This window comes from Aliiglaciecola sp. NS0011-25 (assembly GCF_040370605.1).
GTDB lineage: Bacteria > Pseudomonadota > Gammaproteobacteria > Enterobacterales > Alteromonadaceae > Aliiglaciecola > Aliiglaciecola lipolytica_A.
This window is the reverse complement of sequence record NZ_BAABWR010000002.1, coordinates 227,668-248,225: the sequence shown is the minus strand read 5'-3', so window position 1 is coordinate 248,225 and position 20,558 is coordinate 227,668. Positions and strand designations below refer to the sequence as shown.

Below are 20,558 nucleotides of genomic sequence, written 5' to 3'. Positions count from 1 at the left end.
GGCAGAGCCAACCGTTTTTTTTTGCTAGTTAGCGTATCCCTTCTCGCCTAAGGGCTTGGGCGGTAAACTCTTTCTCACTAGGTCTAACAGAGAAATCGTAGACTTTATCTTCATTATCAAGTCCTAATGCCAAATAACGTCTTGAATTAAGATCATGATATACATCTAGCGTAGACCAATGTGTGGGAACATCGTAGTAATTTAATCCATGAGCAACTGCTACCTTGTACAAATCGCCACGGTTGTCATACATATCCGCGACTTGTACTTGCCAACTATCTTCGTCAATGAAAAATACTCGTTTTGAATATACGTGACGGAAACCTTCTTTTAAAGTAGCTTCAACAACCCACACTCGGTGTTTTTCATAACGAGTCAAATCAGGATTGATATGTCCAGGTGTTAAAATTTCATCGTACTTCACTTTATCACTATGCAGTGCATAGCTATTATACGCGACGTACATTTCTTTTTTACCTTTTAATTCCCAGTTATAGCGATCAGGCGCTCCGTTAAACATATCGAAATCGTCGGTTGTTCGCAATCCATCTGACGCAGTTCCTGGCGCATCATAAGCAATATTAGGTGCCCGTCTAACTCGACGTTGTCCTGTATTGTACGTCCAAGCTTGTCGCGGCTCACGCACTTGGTCCATGGTTTCATGTACTAATAATGCTGTTCCAGCTAAACGTGCTGGTGAAGTGATCGACTGTTTGAACTTCATTAACATGTTGTTTTCTAACAGTACTTCAGGTGTTGCATCACGTTTTGCGTATTCAACTAATAGTATTTCATCAAATCCTATAACCGTGTAATCACCAGATGCTGTCGGTGCTGCTTGCCCACCATTACGTTCAATGCCTTCGCCACGAAAACGTAAAATATGGTTCCAGATTGCTTCTACGCCATTTTGCGGAATCGGAAAAGGTACGCCAATAGCAGCGTTCTTTATTCCGTTTCCGCCTTGCACTAGTTCCGCCCGCGATGCGTTTGCTTTAGCTGCATCGTATACGTACTGTGGATTGGAGGCAGTACGACGGGTTTGGTATACTGGCATTTCATACGTATCTGGGTAAGTTTCAAAAAGTTTGATTTGTCCAGCACTTAAAAAATCAGCATGTTCTTTGTAATTTTTACCTGTAATGGTAAATAAAACCTTATCTCCCGGGAATGGGTCAGGGTGAAAGTCTCCCGGTTTATAGCCTGCAGGAGGGGTGGTAATTCCACCATCCCAAGCTGGAATGCTGCCATCAGCATTACCCGCTTTTTCCCCGCCAAGTGGCGTGAGTTCGTTGCCAAGTTTCGCTGCTTGCTCTTGAGTTACTTTCGCATGAGCAAACGAAACACTTAGAGCCAATGCTAAAGCAGAGGTTGTTACTACTATATTCTTAATCATTTCGTTTTTCTCTTAAATCGAGTATTTAAAGTTGACTGAAACAAAGTCACGGTCTGATAAGGCATTCGTTGTGCCTATACCACCCCAGAAACTGCTGTACCCAACCGCTGCTGAGAATTTACTCAAATAATCAAACTCGAAAGTTAAATTAGCTGATTTCACATCCTCGGTAAATAGAAACAATGGATCAGGTGTTGTACCCTCTACGTCATGAGAGAATGTCGCCCGTGTTTTGAGGTTTACTCCGGAAAACACGTTATTGAAGTCGGCTACCGCTAAGATCCGATATCCCCAAGCATAATCAGTTGGAAATGGATTGGTTTCAGGACCATTTGACAACCCAATATGTAGACCTTCTCGGGTGGAAATAATATTACCACTTTCATCCCGTAAAGGCTCTAAAGAAGCGGTTCTTGATGTGCCAGGTCCATTTAATCGTATAATGTTAGGATCAGGCATATCTTCAATGCTCACATAGCCTACTTCACCAAGTAATATTAAATTATCGGTTCCCAAGGCTGGCCCAAATACATGGGTTGTTGTTAATTGCATCTGAATAGTGTCAGATAACACAAAACCTTCTGCTGTTTCGCCAGGCCCTACATCGCGACCTATATTGCCTAACTGAGAAATACCGGCTAAATCCGGTCTAATTCCAGCGTTTGCCAACTGTTCAGCAAACCCAACATATAAAAGTTCAATATCATCAATTTGTAATGGTTCGTCAACTCGATATGCGATTTCACCAGCAAGTGCCGTCTCCCCAACGTTAGTATTGAAACTAAAACCGTATAATTTAATGTCTTCTGGATAGGTAAACTCTGCTTTTGTAAAAGCACCTAATGAAGTGATGTTATCACGTGTAATTTCATTAGCGGCTAAGTAAGCAATATCTTGTGCAATTCCCGCAGCAGTAAAATCAGATGTTGTACCGGAAATTAGCGGACGTTGACTATGGTAATTTATATGATAAATACTGAATTCCGTATCATTTAAATCAGCAGCATAGTAGGACATTTTAAAACCGTATTGACCTTGGTCATCCGCGTCGGTGTGAGCTGCATCGCTATAACCACGAACAGCCACGGATGTTGGATACGCTAGATATGCAGCAGAGATTTGCGCAGGATCTGCGCCGGCCAATAAAGAAGCGCGTAATCCATTTAAATTGGAAAGTAAAACATCTAAGTTTAATTCAGGTTTACTTCCGAACCCATACTGAATATTTTGCGCTTGACCGCCCTCACCTGCAAAATCATTAGTGGCAAAGTAACTTCCAGCTTGCGGAAGTCTGCTGCGCTCCCATTCATATTGATAATATGCTGATAAACTGAGGTTTTCGGTTAAACCAAAAGACGCAAATACCATCCCTACAGGAATAAAAACTTCTTTTAGTTCCGCGCCCGGTGCTTGTGCACGAGTCACATCCACAGGATTAGTGGTGTTTATGCCGTGTTGGATGAAAGTACTTTCCCCCCAACTAACTACCTGGTTACCGATACGCAAGGTAACTGGCACATTACCAATATCAAAATCGGCATAAAAGAAAGCATCTAACAGTCTGACATCAGAACAAAGTTCCTCTGATGCTTGCGAGGCAGCACAGGGATCTTGGGTTTGACCGGTAATTGGATTTGTCCAATCTCTACTGCCATCTTTTAAAGCAAAATCATAAAAATAGAGTCCGCGAGCAAAAAATCCCATATTGTCATAACGGATGTCTAATTCATGGGTGCCTTTGAAAACCGTCGAAAAGGCTTCGCCTTTGTCAAAATTTAAGTTTCCAAGATCGCCGTTAGTTGAATATGCACCATCGGCATTGGCCCACACTTCAGCTTGGGTATAAATAGGATTTGTAGCCGCATTGTATCCACTCCAATCAAAATTGGGATGGTTACTTTTACCAATCAAAGAAAAGTCTCGCTCTTCAACTCGAATACTAGTTCCTAGCGAAAAGTTTGAGTCAAAGTTTACAGACCAATCTCCACTCTCCCATGACGCGGCGTATAGATTTGCGGAAGTCATAACAGACACGGCGGCTATGCTAAGTGCAAGCGGTGACTTTTTAAACTTCAAAGGTCCACACTTCATATTTTAGTTCTCCCTAGTCGTCAAAAAATGCAGACGACATTTATTTAGTAGCAAATTATTCACAAAATCATTACATCATTTCGACTTGATAGCAAGAAGAAATCGTACCAGTTAACAAATTGTAAAAATCCACCACTTTCAATAGGTTAAAAATCAATCAAGCATACACCAGGGCGAATTAGCTTACTTTTTCAAATGAAAAGACTTTGTTTTCAGGAGTAATTATAAGACGAAAACGACCATTTAACCCTAACCGAGTTACAAATGGTCGTAAATTAAAGGTAGGAAGTTGAACACTCTCACCGTTCTCAGAATAAAGAATAACCGCATTATTAGACGATAGATAAAGCTTTTCACACATTTCGTAAGAAGCTTTTAAATTAAAATAATATGTTCGCATAGTGTCATTGATAGCTAAGGCTTTTACTCACTTTTTCAAATACATCTTTACTTAAATTGGGAAGCGCCATTATTCGCGTCAATTGGTACTTCATTAAATCCGCCCTTATATCATCCATTTTACGCCAATGGGTTAAAGGCGTAACAATTCTGGCAGCTACCTGCGGATTTCGTGCATCTAATTTAAGTAAATAATCAGTAATATATTTATAGCCTGAACCGTCAATCGCGTGAAAACCAGTAGCGTTGTAAAATGCAAAAGTACCGATAACGGAACGAACTCGGTTTGGATTATCATGATTAAACTGTTTGTGACTCAATAATAAATCTAGACGCGCTAAAATATCTGGAACTTCACAACTTGCGTGCAATGCAAACCATTTATCCAGAACTAAGGGATCTTCAGACCATTTTTGTTCAAATTTACCCATCAGAACTTCAAAAGAAGGAAGCACCGCAGATTGAGCGGCTTTTAATGCGCCTAAAGTGTCAGTCATATTATCTGACGATTCAAACTGTTTAGCTACTAGGCTATTACCTTGCTCAGTTTTGGCTAAATAATATAAACACAAGTTATGTAACTTACGCTTATTAACTTGTTCAGATTCATAGTCATAACCAGATTGCTGGGTCGTTTGATAAACCGTTGCAAAATATTCTGAAAACGTTTTGGCGATATAAATTTCCAGTTCTTTTCTAGCCTGATTTAACTCCACCACATAATAACGTGGGACTTGCTGGGCTAAGGTTTCGATACTCGGTAGGGTTAACATTTCAGCAATCAACGCTAAGTCAGAGGATGCTTTTATGTCCCTCAGCAATCCATCGATGAGTTTATCGATGGCCTTAAAGTTAACACTCAATGTAGAACTTGCTGGCGTTTTGCCGTGTAAATATTCACTAAAAAGAGTTTGAGCGGCATCCCAACGAGAAAACCCATCTTGGCTAGATAAGGCGATTTGCAACAAAGCGTCGACTGAATAATTAAATTCGAGTTTAACTGGGGCTGAGAAATCAGCTAATAAGGCAACTGTCGGTTTTTGTTCAAACCCAGACTTAACTAGTGACTGTTGATTGAGTTTAAGATTGAACAGTTCAACCGTTGTCTCGCCGCCTTTAGCAATCAACTCTAAACGGATAGGTATGTGTAAATCTTGTTTATCTTTTTGATCGGCGGTTGGATTATTGATTTGTTTGAATTCAAGAGCATACTCTCCTTTTTCAGCATCAAAACTTTCAGTAACATTCACAATAGGCGTGCCTGACTGTCCGTACCAACGTTTGAATTGTGACAAATCAACTTGATTAGCGTCTTGCATTGCGCTCACAAAATCATCGCAAGTAACAGCTTGTCCATCATGTCGTTTAAAATACAAGTCAATGCCATTTTTAAACCCTTCCTGACCCAACAAAGTGTGCATCATGCGGATTACTTCAGCACCTTTGTCGTAGACAGTGACAGTATAGAAATTATTCATTTCAATAACTTCGTCAGGTCGAATAGGATGAGACATGGCGCTGGCATCTTCGGCAAATTGATGTTCTCTCATCACTTTGACATTTTTTATCCGATTCACCACTGGAGAACTCATGTCTGCACTAAACTGTTGATCGCGAAAAACCGTTAACCCTTCTTTTAAACTGAGTTGGAACCAATCTCTACAGGTCACACGATTACCTGTCCAATTATGGAAGTATTCGTGGGCTATCACAGACTCAATATTGAAAAAATCTTCATCTGTTGCCGAGGCACTATCGGCTAAAACATATTTACTATTGAATACATTTAAGCCTTTATTTTCCATCGCTCCCATGTTGAAAAAGTCCACGGCAACGATCATATAGATATCAAGATCGTATTCTAAATCAAAAACTTGTTCATCCCATGCCATCGCTTTCTTAAGGGAAGCCAATGCATGATGACCACGACTCGATTTACCTTTATCAACAAAAAGCTGTAATAAAATTTTTCTACCAGAAGCCGTTTTATAGTGATCCTCGAGGAGGTCAAAGTCTCCAGCAACCAAAGCAAATAAATAGCAAGGTTTCTTGAATGGGTCATGCCATTTAACCCAATGACGGCCATCTTCAAGCTTACCGCTGTCAACTTTATTACCGTTAGATAATAAGAATGGATAATTCTTCTGATCAGCATAGATAGTAACTGTATATTCAGCCAAAACGTCAGGTCTATCGATAAAATAGGTTATTTTGCGGAAACCTTCAGCTTCACACTGAGTGCAATAGGCGTTAGCAGTTTTGTACAACCCTTCTAACGAACTATTCGCAGCCGGATTAAGTTCTGTAAATATTTCTAAATAGAAGTCTTCAGGGACATTTTCAATTATTAACGACGTTGATGTTTGCTGATACTTTTCAACGCTTTTACCATTTAATTTAACATCGATCAGTTCTAACTCTTCACCATCCAAAACAAGTGGATGTTGATGTTCACCGTTACGCTTAATACGCAACTGACTCTTAACTTGGGTTTTTGGCTCTTCAAGTTTTACCGATAAATCTACCGTGCTAATGAAAAAATGGGGAGCTTGATAATCTAAACGGCGTTTTGCTTTGATAACACTATTGTCGGACATACTTTGACCTAATTGAAAATATAAAAATACCGAATTGCGCCCAGCAAAAGCTAACTTTTACTGGCAACCGGCTCTGCGTATGCAGGAATTGGTACTCTGAGAATTTTAATCCCTAAATAGGCATACACGATAGCTAAAATAGGATTAATCAGATTAAAAAAGGCATAAATAGCGTAATCTAGCGCACCTACCCCTAAAACACCGCCCATGTAGGCACCACACGTATTCCAAGGTATTAGAGGCGAGGTTAAGGTTCCGCCATCTTCTAAACTACGAGATAGGTTTAATTGATGCAAACCACGCTTTTCATACTCATTCTTATACATGCGCCCAGGCATCACTATAGCCATATACTGATCCGCCGTAATCACGTTAGTAGCAAAGCAGGTCAATATAGTTCTGGAGATCATGTCACCAGCCGATGTAGCACCTTTTAAGATAGCGCTGACAATTCGTTTTAATAGCCCGACTTTCTCCAGTACAGCACCAAAGGTAAGTGCGCACATAATTAGCCATATAGTATTGAGCATGCTAGACATTCCGCCACGACTTAACAAGTCATTCAACACATCACTATCGGTACTAAAATTAACCCCTGCATAAAGCGCTGTCCAAACAACAGTGATACTGGCAACGATTCCTTCGCGTTCATCTGTAGCAAAGCTTTGAACGACTTCCGGTTGAAAGGCAGCAGCCCAAATCCCCCCTAAAATGGCGCCAATAGATACCGCAGGGAAAGCTGGCACTTTTTTCAGTGCTAAAACAAGCAGCACGGCTAACGGGATAAGTAAATGTAATCCCAAGTTAAATTCAGACTCCAGCAGATTTTGCATATCCACAATACCTTGTGCTGATGCCTCTTGACTTGAGTTAAAGCCTAAAACCGTAAATATTATTAAAGTGATTATTATGCTTGGAACAACTGTCCACAGCATATATTGAATGTGTTCAAATAAATTTGTCCCGGCAATTGCTGGCGCTAAGTTAGTGGTTTCCGACAAAGGAGAAATTTTATCGCCAAAATAAGCGCCAGATACCACAGCACCAGCAGTAACAGCTTCCGACATCCCCATGCCATTGGCGACTCCCATCAAGGCAACACCAACAGTAGCGGCAGTTGTCCAACTACTGCCAATACTCATGGCTACAACAGAACAAATCAAACATGTTGCTGCATAGAACAGTGATGGGTTGAGTAGTTCTAATCCATAGTAGATTAAGGTTGGAACTGTACCAGATAACATCCATGAACCAATTAAAGCACCCACGGCCAATAAGATTAAGATCGCACCAAGGGATAATGAAATTCCACTGACAATACCCTTTTCTATTTCCTTCCAGGTATAGCCATTTTTAATCCCTATCATGGAAGCAATGAACATCGCGAATATCAAAGCGATTTGATTGGGACCGAAAGAAGAATCACTGCCGTACCAATAAACCGACGAAAATAACAAACAAATTAAGATTACGATCGGTATTAATGCATCGAGAATTGTCGCTTCTTTTATGACTTTTTTATTATTATTGTTGTCCATTGGATTGATTTCCTTATCCTGTCACTGAACGATAAAACATGATGAAAATGACCACAGGACATACAAATTTCACATACCAAGGCCAAATTTTCCAAAATAACGAATGTTCGACCTCTTCATCCCCTTTGCGAAGCTCAGTTAATATATGATCCCGACGCCATACCCAACCTGCAAATATACATAAAGCGAGACCTAATAGAGGTTGGCTATATTTAGTTGTTAGGCTGATCACCAGACCAAACAAACTTGAGAAATTAAAGATGATAATCGAACTTGCGACAAAAACGCATATCGCTAACAACCAAACCGCTTTGGTGCGCTTAACGCCTTTACTCTCCACGACATAGGCGACGGGCACTTCAAGCATTGAAATGGATGAGGTTAATGCGGCAATTACCATCAATGCAAAAAATGCGAAAGCCACAAAAATGCCCACTGATCCCATAGTATCAAATAGTGCAGGCAACACGGTAAAGATGAGGCTATCACCTTCAATTAACGCACCGCTTTCAGAAAATATTTGTACACCGTTATGCAAGGCGACATACATAGAAGGGATAATTAGCATCCCAGCAAGTACTGCCACGCCAATGTCGACTAACGCAACTGAGGCGCCAAGTGACGGTAAACGTTCATTTTTACTCACATATGAACCGTAAACTAGCATAGTACCAACACCAAGAGACATAGAGAAAAACGCCTGTCCCATCGCATTAATAAGTAACCCTGGATCCATAATTCGGCTGAAATCAGGAACTAAATAAGCCTTCCAGCCCTCAATCGCACCATCTTGCAATGAAACGTAACCAATGAGTAATACAATAATAATCATTAGCGTTGGCATAAGTCTCACTGACCAACGTTCAATTCCTTTGCTAACACCTCCGGTTACAATAGCGGCAGTGAGAATAAGAAATGCACCAGAAAAGACTAAATTTCGGAAAATGGATTGGCTCGTCAACCAATTTGATAACGTATCTAGAGCGAAGAAATGGGTGACTGTTTCTAGGAAAAAAGCCAACATCCATCCGGCCACAATGGCGTAGAATGCCAGAATTAATGAAACCGTTATAAACCCCCAGACGCCAGTAGCTCGACCTAGTTTACTACCAGATATTTGCCCAAGGGCATCTACCATATTAGCTCTGGTAGCACGACCGATGATTAATTCAGCCATTAAAACCGGATAAGCCAAAAGGAAAGCTAATACTATGTAAACCAATACAAAAGCGGCTCCCCCATTACTGGCTACTTGGGTAGGAAACCCCCAAATATTACCTAATCCAACAGCTGAACCAGCTGCAGCGAGTATAAATCCAAGTCGAGAAGAAAACTCTCCACGTGCGTTCATTCCGTACCCTTTTATTATTATTGTGTTTAGCTAACTTTTTTAGCCATTTTGGGAATACTATACTATACCGCTATGACCTCAAAATACCCATATTTTGCAATTGATTATCCTACTTAAAAATAGCATTAAATGTCGTGAGTGACGATTTGCATAAATTTAAGTTCAGCTTGCAAGGTCTAATATTTTTTCGTATCGAAAAATAATTTATTGATGTTATAAAAAAAGGGCTATTAAAAATAGCCCTTTAATAGTAACTAAAAATTACTTTTTTGCTGAATGAGAAGCGTACATCCCAGATGATACTAAATCGAATGTGATATTAGCTGCTTCATCTAGGAATGGATCAATTTCATCCATGTCTTCTGGTAAATCATCAAGTTTTTCAACTTTTTCTTTGCCTGCTCTGACCAAGCGTTCATTCGCTCTTTTAAGACGCATAGCTTCTTGTTCGTCTTTTTCTTTTATCCGTTCAGATTCAACCAAAGAAATCGTCTTTTTATCTTTTTCTTTTTGATATCGTTGAATGTCTTCAAATATATAAGCAAATTCAGGATCATTTTGAATACGCTTCAAATGATTCTGTTCCATCACCGTGAGTACATTAGAAGTGTCACCGAAGGTGGAATAATTCACCCGCTCAATACTATCCCAAGGAAGCGCATTTTCTTCTTGGCTTTCGCCCCAATCTTCAGGATTAATTGCTGACGGAAATTTGATATCTGGAACAACACCCATGTTTTGAGTACTGCCACCGTTTATCCGATAAAACTTCGCAATTGTGTATTGAATACTCCCCAATGGATTGCTGTACAAATCGTAAATACGACCAAGTGGACGATGACGTTGCACCGTTCCTTTACCAAAGGTCTGTTCGCCTAGTACGACTGCACGACCGTAATCTTGCATAGCTGCAGCAAATATTTCTGAAGCCGATGCACTGTAGCGATCGACAAGTACGGTTAAAGGACCTTCATAATAGGTAATCCCATCGGTATCTTTCTCAGTTCTTGTGCGCCCTGAAGCATCATGTATCTGAACTACTGGACCTTGATCAAAAAACAATCCAGAAAGTAAGGTTGCCTCAGTTAACGAACCGCCACCATTACCGCGTAAATCGACAACAACTCCTCGTACCCCTTTTTCTTTTAAATCTGCCAACTCTTTCTTAACGTCGGTATGCAGATTGTTGTAGAACGAAGGTATGGTAATGACGCCAAGTTTTTCACCAGCGTGATTACCTGTTTCTGGTACATAAACCTCTGATTTAGCAGCTCTATCTTCTAGCTTAATTTTATCACGGGTCAAACTAACCACTTCTGGCACATTAGACTCAGATGCACCTTTTAACACTTGCAGCTTAACCACACTTCCTTTTGGACCTTTGATTAATTCCACGACTTCATCTAAACGCCAGCCAATAATGTCAACAAAATCATCTTCGTCTTGGGCTACACCGACAATTTTATCTTCTGGCTTTATTTTTTTGGATAATTCAGCTGGACCACCAGGAACAACACTGCGAATAACAGTGTAATCGTCTTCGCTTTGCAGCACGGCACCTATCCCTTCAAAAGATAGATTCATTTCCATATCAAAACGATCTGTACTTTGCGGAGATAAATAACTTGTATGTGCATCGACACTACGAGCAAAAGAATGCATTACAGTTTGGAATACATCTTCGCTTTTAGTTTGTGATAAACGTTTAATTGCACGTTCATAACGTTTGGTTAAAAGATCTTTAATCTCTTCAGCTGTTTTACCTGCTAATTTTAAGTTTAAAGCATCATATTTAACTCTTTGACGCCATAACTCATTCAATTCTGCGGTAGATGCAGCCCAAGGCGCGTCTTCACGATCGAACTCTAATGCATCGCCCTTTTTCTCAAAGTCGAAAGGCTTATCAAGTAGCGTGATCGCATATTTAAAACGCTCTAAGCGGCGGTTTAAATTTATCGAATATACTTTGTACGCGTCATTTAAATTGCCTTGGGCGATAGCCTCATCGAAATTTAAACGATACTTTTCCATCTCTTCAATATCCGACTTCAAAAAGAAATTACGATTGAAGTCTAATGTTCTGATGTATCGATCAAAGGTTTTCGCTGACAAGCTATCATCAATTTTAATTGGCTTATAATGCGAGCGTAACAAGTGGGAGCTTATTCGTTTAGCTGAAGCTGAGTGCTGAGATTCCTGCTCTAGACTAGGAATATTGATCGCTTCACTCGAAGAATTAACCGCGATTGCACCAGCACTCAAACAAAACAATGCGCTACATACAGAAACGCGTACAAATTTATTCATATTACTACCTCTTTGGTCGAGCTAGGCGCAAATTATCTGCTTGCACTTTCACTATCATACCTGTTTGCAGTTGGACGTGAACTTCATCTTTTGAAATATCGGTAATGGTCGCAGGAAGTGGACTCTTTCCAACCTTAACGGTAACTTCGGTCCCTACCACTAAATTTGATTCAGTCAATTTTTCCGGTGGTGGTTGCTTTATTGGTTTATTTTTTGGAACTTTAGTTCCCTTAAATTGCGTTTGATTTGATTTTTCACGCTTTTCTTTGTGATTTTTCTTATCAGCGGCAGTCTTAGACGGATTATTTAGTTTGCGTTTTTCCGCTACCTTGGCCTTACTTTCAGCTAATTGTTTTATCGCATGATCAGCATGCTCTTTTTCAATTGCATCGCCTTGATTGCCATCTAAGTCAATTCGAAAGCTCCCCTCTTTGACACTGTGCAAATAACGCCAGCTATTTGTGTAATGTCTAAGTGATGCGCGTAATAATGTTTTACTAACCCTTTCATCGTCTTTCAAACGCTCGGAAAGCTCTTGAAAAATACCTATTTTTAAAGGTTTCGCTTCACCTTCTAAGGAAAAACATTTTGGGAAAGTTTGTGCCAAAAAAGTAATGACTTCTTTGCTGTTTGAAAATTTTTGTTGGTTTTCCATTCAATCTACTAATTAATAATTTTGTTCATAATCTTCATCGTGTTCTGCATCATCCCAAGTTGCCAACAGTTGGTCAACCCAGTCGTGCAAATCCGCGTCGTCGATTTCCAAGAGATAACTGTCTTCGTGCCAGTTTACCCATATATGATGTAGTATTTTTTCCAAGCGACTCGTGTCTATGTCTTCATCAGCAAGATCATAAGCCAAATGCAAAATCGTATTTAATCGTTCCGCTGCTTCTTCAGCGTCTTCATCCCAGTTTTCGAGATCCGCTGGCGTAGCCAACACAACATGAACATCTACAAGACTTTTCAAATGATAGTCTCTTGTAAAATATCAACGATCTGTTGTAAACCTAGCCCATCTACAGAATCGAAACGAGCTAATGAGGGACTATCTATATCTAACACACCAACTAAGCGCCTTCCTGATAAAATAGGTATGACTATTTCAGAATTACTCGCTGCATCACAGGCAATATGCCCTTCAAACTGATGCACATCGGTAATGATTTGCGTGGTTCTATTCATAGCTGCCGTTCCACAGACACCGACTCCCATAGGAATTCGTATACAAGCAGGTTTGCCCTGAAACGGCCCTAACACTAATTCATCGTCTTCAAAAAGATAGAATCCTGCCCAATTAATGTCTTCTAAACTCATAAATAATAGCGCACTCAAATTTGCTAAATTTGCAATTAAGTTACGCTCATCACCTATCAAGGCTTGTGCTTGCTTTGCAAGGCTTTGATAAAAATCAGTTTTTTCTATATCTTTTGACATCTTTACCTTCAGGCTATCGGCTTATTTTTACAACGAGTCGTTATTTAAAGGGATTTTAACCTTCAATCACCAGAATTTCAGCGATTTTTTTAAGCTTTGTGATTTATAAACCATAGATAGCGGCTTGTTGAGAGATTAATTTGCTTAATCTCTCAACAAGCGCGGCGATAAATGTTAGTTAAAATGACGTGGGGATAAGGAGGCTATTTGGCAATACTAAATGACAGTGTCACACTCGCATTTATTTCATTTAATCCTGGTAAATATTGCGCCGCCTCATTAAAAACTGACAGTGAACGAGCAGATGGTTGTGGCGCAGGTTGATAACTCGATGTTTCCTCAACATTCACCACTGATCCCAATCTGATCTGCAAATTCTTAGCTAAATGTTTGGCGCGCTCGTGACCGTCAGCGATCGCCGCTTCTAACGCATTCAGATAAGCTTGTTGTTGATCTTCTACTTCATAACGAAAGCCATCAATTCTGCTAACTTTCAAGGCAAATAGATCATCTAAAATTGCGGGGTAGTTTTTAAAATTTCGCAACGTAACATTAATATTACGATTGAACACATAGCCTTTTTGAATGTTTGATTGTCTCTCACGCTCATACCAAGGGTATAGACTCAAAGACATTGCTTGGATATCTTGTTCAGCAATTTTGTGTTTAGTTAACACCGACAATATCTTTTGCGTTTTTGAACTGACTAAATCATTTAAAGCCGCAGAATTATCACCTTTCTCCTCTACCGCAATCGTAAATTTTAGAATGTCTGGAGCTTGAAATATGCTGCCCTGCCCTCTAACTGTAATAATGTCACTGCGTGACTCATGGGCGGATATGGCAAAACTAGTTAATAATAAAAAACAAACAACAAATATACGCATTTTATTTTAATCCTTTTTGTGTAATCACAGCGGCTCTATCCATAATGAAGCTGACCTTGATATATTTGTCCTCTTCATTTCCCCATATACATGAGTGTGTGCCAATAACAGCCTCACAGTTATCGGCTTTTCCTAAAATCATTTCTACATCCGATTTTATCATGCCCATTTCAACTCTATCGTAATTTGCATATGTGACTTTTGAGCAACCCGCCAAAAAAACACAGACAATTGAAAACATGATTAGTTTACGTAACATACCTTTACCTTCTATAAAAATGTCTAATACCTAACCGTTAGTTTAACCAAAAAACCAATAGGCCACCAAAATTGCAGTAACAATACCTGCAAAATCAGCAGCAAGGCAGCAAGCAACGGCATAGCGACTATGCTTAATGCCTACAGCCCCTAAATACACGGCTAGAATATAAAACGTGGTTTCTGTTGAACCTTGCAACACCGAAGCAAGTCGCCCCGCAAAAGAGTCAGCTCCATGGTGTTGCATTGTTTCAATCATTAAAGCTCTGGCACCAGAACCGCTTAAAGGTTTCATCAATGCATTAGGTATTGCATCAACAAAACGATTATCGATACCGATGAAGTTTACACCATTGGCAATTATTCCCATCAAGATGTCTAACAAGCCGCTCGCTCTGAGCATTCCTATCGCAAATAACATAGCGATTAAATAAGGAATTAGTGAAATAGCTAATTCAAATCCTTTTTTAGCCCCCTCGACAAACAACTCATAGCAATTGAGCTTTTTATGCGCACCAACACTTAATACTATGACAATAAAAGTTAATAGCAATCCATTTGCAACTATAGAAGATTGCGCAGCCATTTGCTGAGCACCTAAAGAGGAGAAGTACAGAATTACGGCCGCAATTACGGAAATAATAGCAGCGCCATAAAAGAAGATTACACGGTTAAATAAATTAATTTTTTGTACCCAAGATGTGACCAATAAGCCAATCAATGTGGAAGCAAAAGTAGCCAATAAAATAGGGATAAATACATCCGTAGGGTTAAGCGCTCCTTGTTCTGCTCGGTATAGAAACACAGCGATTGGAAACAACGTCACCGAAGAGGTGTTCATCACTAAAAATATTATTTGCGCGTTGGTCAGACGTGATTGCTGAGTATTAAGGCTTTGCATATCTTGCATTGCTTTTATACCAAAAGGCGTCGCAGCGTTATCTAATCCCAAAACGTTAGCGGATATGTTCATAGTAATACTGCCGATGGCAGGATGACCTTTAGGGATTTCGGGCATTAAGCGGCACAGCAAGGGCTCCAACACAACCGACAACTTAGTGACTAAACCAGAGCGTTCGGCTACTTGAAAAATCCCTAACCAGAAAGCAAGTACACCTATTAACCCAATGGAAATATCAACGCTCAATTTCGCCATCGAATAAACGGCGTCCATCACGTCTTTAAAACTGCCAATGTGATCATTAAAAATAACTTGCCAGAGTGTGGCGATGAATGCTGACAAAATGAACGCTAGCCAAATTCTATGTAACATAAGTAAGTATCGTATTTAGTAATACCAAGTAAATTACCATAGAATCAATAGGCTGTGAGCAAATCCTGTTTATTAGCTTTTAATAAACAGGACTTTTTATTGAGTTTGGGACTGAGAGTTGCGTCTTTTAGCGATTAATCGCTAGCATTAAGAACTGCTCTTAAACTATCGATGCAATAGTTCACGTTTTGTATATTTGAACCATATCCCATCAGACCAATTCGCCAAACTTTTCCAGCCAATGAGCCTAATCCTGCACCAATTTCTAAGTTGTATTCGTTAAGTAAGGTTTCTCTTACTTTGGCGTCATCAACACCATCGGGAATACTCACGGTATTGAGTTGCGGTAAACGATACTTTTCTTCAACAATGAACTTTAAGCCTAACGCTTGCAGTCCATCTCTTAGTTTAATGTGCATTTCTTGATGACGCTTCCAAGCGGCTTCGAGCCCCTCTTGTTGCAATATCAAAAGCGCTTCATGCAATGCATATAAACTGTTTACCGGTGCAGTATGGTGGTAGGCCCGTTTAGCACCTTTACCCCAATACCCCATAACCAACTCCATGTCGAGGAACCAGCTTTGAATCGGCGTTTTTCTAGCTTTAATGGCGTCGATCGCTAGCTGACTGAACGAAACGGGAGACAAGCCTGGCACGCATGACAAGCATTTTTGTGTACCTGAATAAATCGCATCGATTTGCCAATCATCCACTCTAAGTTCACAGCCACCTAGGGAAGTAACGGCATCCACTAAGGTTAAACAATTATACTGTTTCGCAAGTTTACACAACGCTTGGGCATCATTCTTAACCCCTGTTGAGGTCTCAGCATGTACAAATGCGACAATTTTAGTGTCTTTATTTTCTTCCAATGCTTGTTCTAGTTTTTTTATGTCCGTTGGTTTACCCCATTCGTCTTCAACCATTACGGCGATACCACCACAACGAATCACGTTTTCTTTCATACGCCCACCAAAAACCCCATTTTGGCAGACGATCACTTTGTCACCTGGCTCAACTAAATTAGCAAAGCAGGCTTCCATACCAGCAGAACCTGGCGCTGAAACTGGCATAGTTAATTGATTCTTTGTTTGAAATGCATATTGTAGGAGAGATTTAATCTCATCCATTAGATCAATAAATTGCGGATCTAAATGCCCAATAGTCGGTCTAGATAGCGCCGTCAGTATTCTTGGGTCAACATCTGAAGGTCCAGGCCCCATGAGAGTACGAACCGTTGGTATAAATGATGTAGCTAGTGAAGTCATAAATTACATTCTCAAAAGGTTAAAACTGCCTTAGTGTTACAGGTGACTGACTAAACGACAAGATCAGCATATCCACTATTCATAAAAAGAATGTATTTAGCCAACTGTATTCCCCATATTTCTTTTAATTAGCCAAAATATTGTTCAGTTCACACCAATGATCTGTGGATAAGCTGTAGACAAGGACTGTATAAAGTGTGGTTTAGGTGTTGATAAAGGATGGAAGTCATTTGTTTTTGTGATGCAGGACACTGATTTTAAGACGTTTTTAAATTTAGTTTCAAATTTGTTTAATTTTTGTGCAAAGTTGTTCTAAAATAAATATTCGAATCAATAATTTTGATTTTGAAGACTTCTCCCTGAAGAAGTTGAGTTAGCGCAAGGCTCTTTCCAAGAGCCATTCCCCTAAGCCCGGAACTAGTGATAGTACCGGGCCTTTTTTATAAGGGGGAAAAAAACCGCCAAAAAAGCAGTGTAAAATGTCTATACTATTCTTCGATCAGCTCACTCATGTAGCGTTTCGCATTATTCACGTAATGTTCGGCAGAGCCTTTTAACATTGCTTGCTGTTGCTCATTTAGGGTCTTAATAATTTTGGCTGGGCTTCCCATTACAAGGGAACCATCTGGTATTTCCATGTTTTCAGTAACCAAGCTATTTGCGCCAATTAAGCAATAACGACCAATCTTCGCCCCATTTAACACAACAGCATTGATGCCAATTAGGCTGTAGTCACCTATTTCACACCCATGCAACATCACTTTGTGTCCTACCGTTACACCTTTGCCTAGAATTAAGGGGATATCGTAATCCGTGTGCAAAACAGAGCCGTCCTGAATATTCGTATCTGGCCCCACTGTTATCTCGTCACAATCACCACGAATAACAACATTAAACCAAACGCTGCTATTTTCTGCCAAATTAACCGAACCAATCACATGACTACCAGGCGCGATAAACGCGCTCTTTGCAACAACGGCTTTGCGTTTTCCGATTGAATAAATCACATTAACTCTCCTTTAGCCTTTAGTCGCTTCACTTTTTAACTTGTCGCATTAGCCCTTCTTGCATGGTTGAAGCCACAAGAACCCCTTTTTGATTAAAGAACTGACCGCGAACTAACCCTCGTACGCCACCAGTAAATGGACTTTCAGCGACATATAATAACCATTCGTCAAATTTGAATGGGTGATGAAACCACATTGCATGATCTATGGTTGCCATTCTAAGTTGTTTATTTCTAACCGAAATTCCATGGGGCTGCAAACAAGTACCCAGAAAATGGTAATCTGATGCATAGGCCAGCATGGCATGATTTAAGTTTAAATTATCCGCTATGATTTCTTGTGCGCGCATCCATATATAACGCTTCGGCTCCGATTTAACCGGTTCCAAGGGATCTATGGTTTGTACAGTCCTGCTATCGATTGGCTTATGATAACTAATTGCTTCTTGCATTCGCTCAGATATTTGATCCAATGTACTTTCAAAAAAAGTTAAATCAGATTTCACTTCCTGCGGTGGCGGAACATCTGGCATATCGGCAAACTGATGCTCTAAGCCTTTCTCGGGTGTTTGAAAAGACGCAGTCAAATAGAATATGTTTTTGCCATTTTGTATTGCTTTTACGCGACGGGTTGAAAAGCTTCTACCATCTCTGACATTTTCCACATCATATAACACTGGATGGTTTGCATCACCGGGTAATAAAAAGTAAGAATGAAAGGAATGAGAAACTCTACCTTCTGGCAAGGTGTTATGGGCTGCGGCTAACGCTTGTCCCATAACCTGTCCGCCAAATAGCGCGCGGAATCCCAGATCCCAGCTTTGTCCTCTGTAGAGCGAATCTTCGATTTTTTCTAACTGCAATAATGACTTTAATGTCACTTCTGCCATGTACTACTCCCCGTATATTTTTAGCGCTTATTTGTTTTTAATTTTTTTGGATGAAACTTCTCTGGTAAACCCGAAGCATGTTCAAAGTAACGAGTGTCTTTATACGGCAATTTCATAAATCCTGAAATCCCCAACCCTTTAATTTCTGAAACTAAGTCGATAATTTTATTTAATAATGCCTTAAATTCACTCTCCATACTGTGATCCAGTAATGTGTAATAACTATGAATTTTAAGATGTGTAGGTAAAGCTTCAAATATAATGCAACCGGTATGATGAATACTATTTAATTGCCGAATAATTACCATCATATTGTCAGGAAGGGCTAATAACTCATCAGGATCTTCGCCATCTTCAAAATAAGAATGGTTACGACTCTGATCTTCTGTAATGGATGTTTGGCTCAATTCGTAAGGTATTTGCATATGGATATTGGGTTGGTAGGGTAAGTTTTCGTCTTCCCGTTCAATGTGTAAGGTATCTCGCGCATTAAACATACAGCTTTTAAACACCCCTACTCTATGAATCGCTCTTGCTAAAGTAACGACATTGTTCACAGAAACATCAAATGAACGTTTTAATGTTGGATTAAAAAGATTCAAACTAGAATCAATATAAACCCCTTCTGGCAGCCACCTAACTACTAATCCGCCAACAACGGGATATTTACCTAATCTACCCACCGCAGATATAAATGCTTTTTCTGTCTCTCCCATACCTTGCATGTAGTTTTTATAATAACGTTCAAACTGAGCGTCATTTACATAATGTAGGTCGGAAGTAATGTCGCTATTTTCTAGTTTTAAGAATGAGCGTCTAGAACTGTAAACTACCGTATCAATTTCTTTTTTCTTGGCAAAACTCCAAGTAGGAATAAGTGCAACATGATCTTCGACGTCTGTTTCACAAAAGACAATATTTTTCATGAATTTCATGTTTTTAATAAAATAGTCGCCACCCAATTTACGTTGTTTAGGATCTTCACTTAACATTGCGCTAAGCACTTCAGATAATTCCTTGGGTAAGCCGAGGGAATTTGGTTTTATAATGTGTCTACCGAAGCGGCTTGACTGACCTGACGCTAATGCATATAAGGTACTTGCCAGCCCTTGTTCATCGAATCTGGGACTGGATAATTCACCATTTAATTGTTCATCTCCGATGAAATAAACGTCCCCAAGGCGTGCATTGGTTTGTTGCAAATCACTCGACATTAAATCCATAACATTGTTAGCGATATATTGGCCTTGGTGATCCATTTGCGCAAAAACACTGGATCCCCAATCGATTAAGCCAATTGATTCAGTTTGCTCGTCGAACACAATATTGGAAGGTTTAATATCGCCGTGCACAATAGGTTTAGTGATACCTTGCTCTTGGTGTTGTCGTAAAAAGATTAAGATGTCACAAAGTTGTGCTGCGATTTTTGTAATTAGCCTCGCCGATAAAGGTCCTTTTTGCAGTGAATATACTTCTAAATCAACGCCCTTGGCTCTTTCCATTACCAAAATGGCTTGTTTTTTAATCCGTTGAAATTCGATTAGTGATGGTACGTAGGGGTGCTCTACCTGACTTAACATATAGGCTTCATCTTCCAATTGCTCTTGCACATGTTGAGGAAGATTGATCCGAGAAAACTTAAACACTAATTGATTCTGACGTGGATCTTTGCCCGCAAAAGCAAAGCCAAAAGCACCTTTCCCAATTAGCTCTATTTCACTGTAGCCCAATAACTCGAGCTGTTCTTTACACAGTTTTATCCAATCTTTTAACTTTTGCGCATCTTTGTGAGACAAAAGATAAATAGATTGTTCATCAGGAATATAAAAATGTTTTAGATCAGCTACAGTCATTTTAGAT

At 39.8% G+C, this 20,558-nt stretch carries 17 protein-coding genes; all 17 read right to left on the bottom strand.

All coding sequences use genetic code 11. From position 1 onward, the window contains the following. Nucleotides 1–28: 28 nt before the first annotated feature. Entirely contained in the window at nucleotides 29–1,396 is a 1,368-nt protein-coding gene (locus ABWV72_RS02940) for a DUF1329 domain-containing protein (protein ID WP_353368610.1), read from the bottom strand. A gap of 12 nt (nucleotides 1,397–1,408) precedes the next feature. Further along, nucleotides 1,409–3,487 (bottom strand): DUF1302 domain-containing protein, encoded by a 2,079-nt coding sequence (locus tag ABWV72_RS02935; protein ID WP_353368608.1) that lies wholly within the window; start codon nucleotides 3,485–3,487, stop codon nucleotides 1,409–1,411. Between the two features lie 178 nt (nucleotides 3,488–3,665). Then, nucleotides 3,666–3,887, bottom strand: coding sequence for a DUF2835 family protein (locus ABWV72_RS02930; RefSeq protein WP_216046587.1), 222 nt, complete (start codon nucleotides 3,885–3,887; stop codon nucleotides 3,666–3,668). A 4-nt stretch (nucleotides 3,888–3,891) separates the two neighbouring features. Next, nucleotides 3,892–6,483: an aminopeptidase N gene (gene pepN, locus ABWV72_RS02925; RefSeq protein ID WP_353368605.1), complete on the bottom strand. Its 2,592-nt coding sequence runs from the start codon at nucleotides 6,481–6,483 to the stop codon at nucleotides 3,892–3,894. 50 nt (nucleotides 6,484–6,533) lie between these two features. Continuing rightward, nucleotides 6,534–8,021 (bottom strand): Na+/H+ antiporter NhaC, encoded by a 1,488-nt coding sequence (nhaC, locus tag ABWV72_RS02920; protein ID WP_216046585.1) that lies wholly within the window; start codon nucleotides 8,019–8,021, stop codon nucleotides 6,534–6,536. A gap of 13 nt (nucleotides 8,022–8,034) precedes the next feature. Continuing rightward, entirely contained in the window at nucleotides 8,035–9,372 is a 1,338-nt protein-coding gene (locus tag ABWV72_RS02915; RefSeq protein ID WP_353368603.1) for a sodium-dependent transporter, read from the bottom strand. A gap of 261 nt (nucleotides 9,373–9,633) precedes the next feature. Beyond that, nucleotides 9,634–11,679, bottom strand: coding sequence for a carboxy terminal-processing peptidase (prc, locus tag ABWV72_RS02910; protein ID WP_353368601.1), 2,046 nt, complete (start codon nucleotides 11,677–11,679; stop codon nucleotides 9,634–9,636). Nucleotides 11,680–11,683: 4 nt separating this feature from the next. Further along, nucleotides 11,684–12,334, bottom strand: coding sequence for an RNA chaperone ProQ (gene proQ, locus ABWV72_RS02905; protein ID WP_216046582.1), 651 nt, complete (start codon nucleotides 12,332–12,334; stop codon nucleotides 11,684–11,686). Between the two features lie 12 nt (nucleotides 12,335–12,346). Further along, complete coding sequence (locus tag ABWV72_RS02900) at nucleotides 12,347–12,649, bottom strand: hypothetical protein (protein WP_216046581.1); 303 nt, start codon at nucleotides 12,647–12,649, stop codon at nucleotides 12,347–12,349. After that, on the bottom strand, nucleotides 12,646–13,116 hold the full coding sequence (gene msrC / locus ABWV72_RS02895) for a free L-methionine (R)-S-oxide reductase MsrC (protein WP_252728702.1): 471 nt from the start codon (nucleotides 13,114–13,116) through the stop codon (nucleotides 12,646–12,648). The genes ABWV72_RS02900 and msrC overlap by 4 nt, the downstream gene beginning before the upstream one ends. 203 nt (nucleotides 13,117–13,319) lie before the next feature. Next, nucleotides 13,320–14,003 (bottom strand): SIMPL domain-containing protein, encoded by a 684-nt coding sequence (locus ABWV72_RS02890; protein ID WP_216046580.1) that lies wholly within the window; start codon nucleotides 14,001–14,003, stop codon nucleotides 13,320–13,322. A 1-nt stretch (nucleotide 14,004) separates the two neighbouring features. Next, the gene (locus tag ABWV72_RS02885; RefSeq protein WP_216046579.1) at nucleotides 14,005–14,262 is read right to left on the bottom strand and encodes a DUF3862 domain-containing protein; all 258 of its coding nucleotides are present in this window, start codon (nucleotides 14,260–14,262) and stop codon (nucleotides 14,005–14,007) included. Nucleotides 14,263–14,304: 42 nt separating this feature from the next. After that, on the bottom strand, nucleotides 14,305–15,534 hold the full coding sequence (locus ABWV72_RS02880; RefSeq protein ID WP_353368597.1) for a spore maturation protein: 1,230 nt from the start codon (nucleotides 15,532–15,534) through the stop codon (nucleotides 14,305–14,307). A 134-nt stretch (nucleotides 15,535–15,668) separates the two neighbouring features. After that, complete coding sequence (locus ABWV72_RS02875; RefSeq protein ID WP_216046577.1) at nucleotides 15,669–16,802, bottom strand: pyridoxal-phosphate-dependent aminotransferase family protein; 1,134 nt, start codon at nucleotides 16,800–16,802, stop codon at nucleotides 15,669–15,671. Between the two features lie 488 nt (nucleotides 16,803–17,290). Then, on the bottom strand, nucleotides 17,291–17,809 hold the full coding sequence (locus ABWV72_RS02870) for a gamma carbonic anhydrase family protein (RefSeq protein ID WP_216046576.1): 519 nt from the start codon (nucleotides 17,807–17,809) through the stop codon (nucleotides 17,291–17,293). 28 nt (nucleotides 17,810–17,837) lie between these two features. Beyond that, entirely contained in the window at nucleotides 17,838–18,698 is an 861-nt protein-coding gene (locus tag ABWV72_RS02865; protein ID WP_303499912.1) for an acyl-CoA thioesterase, read from the bottom strand. A gap of 20 nt (nucleotides 18,699–18,718) precedes the next feature. Then, nucleotides 18,719–20,551 carry a protein kinase domain-containing protein gene (locus ABWV72_RS02860; protein WP_342808185.1) on the bottom strand — a complete coding sequence of 611 codons (1,833 nt, stop codon included), beginning with the start codon at nucleotides 20,549–20,551 and terminating at the stop codon, nucleotides 18,719–18,721. Nucleotides 20,552–20,558: the final 7 nt, after the last annotated feature.